Annotated in this window: 1 protein-coding gene and 3 pseudogenes; 3 read left to right on the top strand and 1 reads right to left on the bottom strand. The window is 74.0% G+C overall.

Annotated elements, in window-relative coordinates; all coding sequences use genetic code 11:
• A pseudogene (locus JNW89_RS39515) lies at positions 1-178 on the bottom strand (molybdopterin molybdenumtransferase MoeA); the annotation flags it as partial.
• On the opposite strand from JNW89_RS39515, the pseudogene JNW89_RS33995 reads away from it, so the two are divergent.
• From JNW89_RS33995 to JNW89_RS33985, 3 genes and pseudogenes are all read left to right on the top strand, one after another.
• A pseudogene (locus JNW89_RS33995) lies at positions 160-1,290 on the top strand (beta-ketoacyl synthase N-terminal-like domain-containing protein); the annotation flags it as partial. The pseudogenes JNW89_RS39515 and JNW89_RS33995 sit on opposite strands and share 19 nt — an antisense overlap.
• A pseudogene (locus tag JNW89_RS37155) lies at positions 1,227-1,550 on the top strand (ketoacyl-synthetase C-terminal extension domain-containing protein); the annotation flags it as partial. The pseudogenes JNW89_RS33995 and JNW89_RS37155, both read left to right, overlap by 64 nt.
• Positions 1,551-1,608: 58 nt before the next feature.
• On the top strand, positions 1,609-2,638 hold a 1,030-nt coding region (locus JNW89_RS33985; protein ID WP_375155183.1), incomplete at its 3' end, for an acyltransferase domain-containing protein.

The raw sequence follows: 2,638 nt of genomic DNA, 5'->3' as shown, positions 1-2,638 counted from the left end.
CCCCGCCGCGCCGCTCGGCGACGTGCGCGGGGCGGAACTCGCGCAGCCCGCCCGGGGAGGTGATGGTCTCCAGCAGGTGCGCGCGGACGCTCGGCCGGACCAGCTGCCGGCGTACTTCCCGGAGCTGACCGACGAGCGCCGCCCCGGCGGCACCGCGCAATGAAGGACACGCAGATGGACAACCCGATGGCACCCGACCTCCCCGCCGACGACGGCATCGAGCCGATCGCGATCGTCGGGCTCGCCGCCCGGCTGCCCGGCGCGGCCGACGTCCGCCAGTTCTGGCGCAACCTGGTCGACGGCGTCGAGTCGGTCACCGAGCTGAGCCGGGAGGAGCAGTTGGCGCGGGGCGCCACCGTGGAGGAGGTCGACGACCCGGGGTGGGTCAACCGGGCGCCGCTGGTCGACGGGTACGACGAGTTCGACGCCGGGCTGTTCGGGATGACCGCCCGGGAGGCGGAGATCACCGACCCGCAGCACCGGCTGTTCCTGGAGAGCTGCTACACCGCGTTGCAGGACGCCGGCTACGACCCGGCCCGCTACGACGGCGCCGTCGGCGTGTACGCCGGCACCGGCGGCAACACCTACCTGCACCGGTACGTCATCCGCAACAAGCGCGTCGGCGGCAACCCGCACGGGGCGGTCTCCATCGCCACCGGCAACTCGCCGAACTACGTGGCCACCAACGTGTCGTACCGGCTGGACCTGCGCGGGCCGAGCCTGACCGTGCACACCGCCTGCTCCACCTCGCTGGTCGCGTTCCACCTGGCCTGCGAGGCGCTGCGCAACGGCGAGTGCGACATGGCGCTCGCCGGCGGGGTCAACGTCGAGCTGCCGCACGTCGGCTACCTGGGCATGGAGGGCTTCACCTCGCCGGATGGGCGGTGCCGGCCGTTCGACGCCGCCGCCAACGGCACGGTCTGGGGCAGCGGCGTCGGCGTCACCCTGCTCAAGCGCCTCTCCGACGCGATCGCCGACGGCGACGCGATCCGGGCCGTGGTGCTCGGCAACGCCATCAACAACGACGGCGCCGGCAAGGTCGGCTTCACCGCCCCCAGCATCGACGGGCAGATGGAGGCGATCGCCCAGGCCGTCGGGATGGCCGGGATCGACCCGCGCAGCATCAGCTACGTCGAGGCGCACGGCACCGGCACCGCGATGGGCGACCCGATTGAGGTCGCCGCCCTCTCCGCCGTCTACACCCGGGACACCGACGACCGGGGCTGGTGCGGCATCGGCTCGGTGAAGTCCAACATCGGCCACCTCAGCCAGCCCTCCGGCATCGTCAGCGTGATCAAGACGGTGCTCGCGATGGAGCACGGCCTGATCCCGCCGAGCATCAACTTCGAGCAGCCGAACCCGGCGATCGACTTCGCCGACACCCCGTTCTACGTGGCGAACACGCTGACCAAGTGGGACACCGACGGCGGCCGCGCCGGGCCGGGGTCAGCTCCTTCGGCATCGGCGGCACCAACGCCCACGTGGTGCTCCAGGAGGCGCCGGCGGCGCACCGGGCCGACCGGACGGTCGCCCGGCGCAGCTGCTGCACGTGTCGGCGAAGACCGCCCACCGCCCTGGACACCGCCGTGCTGCGCCTCGCCGAGCACCGTGGAGGGCGCCACCGACGGCGGGCCGCAGCTGCTCGCGGACGTGGCGCACACCCTGCGGGTGGGCCGGCAGGAGTACCCGCACCGGGTCGCCGTGGTCGCCGCCGACCTGCCGGACGCGGTGACCGCGCTGCGCACCCCGCGCCGCCGCCAGTCCGGCGTCGTCGACGGCCCCGCGCCCCGCGTGGGTCTGCTCTTCTCCGGGCAGGGCTCCCAGTACGCCGGGATGGGCGCGCAGCTCTACGCCGAGGAGTCCGCCTTCGCCGCCACCGTCGACGAGTGCGCCGAACTGCTCCGCCCCGAGCTGGGCCTGGACGTCCGCGACCTGATCCTCGGCCGCGACCCGGAGGCGGGGGAGAAGCTCACCGAGACCCGCTACACCCAGCCGGCCCTCTTCGTCGTCGAGTACGCCCTCGCCACCCTCTGGCTGCGGGCCGGGGTGCGGCCCGCCGCGATGATCGGTCACTCGATCGGCGAGTACGTCGCCGCCACCGTCGCCGGGGTGCTGAGCCTCCCGGACGCGCTGCGGGTGGTCGCCGCGCGGGGCCGGCTGATGCAGTCCCTGCCGGCCGGCTCGATGCTCGCCGTGGCGCTGGACGAGTCGGTGGTCGCGCCACGCCTCCCCGAGGGGTTGGCCATCGCCACCGTCAACGGCCCGGGCACCTGCGTGGTGGCCGGCGAGAGCGACGCGGTCTCCGCGTTCGCCGAGACGATCAAGGGCAAGAGCAAGGCGCTGCGCACCTCCCACGCCTTCCACTCGCCGATGATGGAACCGATCCTGGCCGAGTTCACCGCCCTGATGGCGGGGGTGCCGCTGGGCCCGCCGGCGATCCCGTTCCTGTCCAACGTCACCGGCACCTGGATCACCGCCGAGCAGGCCACCGACCCGGCGTACTGGGCCGCGCACCTGCGCCGGCCGGTGCGCTTCGGCGACTGCGTGGCCGCCCTGCTCGCCGAGGGCACCTGGGCGCTGCTGGAGTGCGGCCCCGGTCGGCAGCTGGCCAACCTGGCCCGGATGCAGCGCCAAGGCC

The organism is Micromonospora sp. 4G55 (assembly GCF_016803375.1).
Note: the sequence above shows the minus strand (reverse complement) of the source record. Positions and strands in the feature narration are given on the sequence as shown.